The 265-nt window shown below is 68.7% G+C and carries 1 protein-coding gene; it reads left to right on the top strand.

Going from position 1 to position 265, the window contains the following annotated elements:
• The coding region (locus ACK4S7_RS13305) for an NAD(P)-binding protein (RefSeq protein WP_409647773.1) at positions 1-265 on the top strand (265 nt) is incomplete at both ends.

Genomic DNA, 265 nt, shown 5'->3' with positions numbered 1-265 from the left:
ACCGACAAGGCCTGGGAGATGGGCTGGGTCAAGCCGCTGGTCGCTGGTCCCGCTACCGGTCAATCGGTTGGAATCATCGGGGCGGGCCCCGCCGGTCTCGCCGCCGCCGAGCTGCTGCGCGAGCAGGGCCACGAGGTGGTGGTCTATGACCGTCATGACCGGGCCGGCGGCCTGCTGATCTACGGCATTCCCGGTTTCAAGCTGGAAAAGGATGTCGTCGAGCGCCGCACCCGGCGCCTGGCCGAGGGCGGCGTCACCTTCAAGA

This window comes from Sphingorhabdus sp., from assembly GCF_046292425.1.
Classification (GTDB): domain Bacteria; phylum Pseudomonadota; class Alphaproteobacteria; order Sphingomonadales; family Sphingomonadaceae; genus Sphingorhabdus_B.
This window is presented reverse-complemented; position numbering and strand designations above follow the sequence as displayed.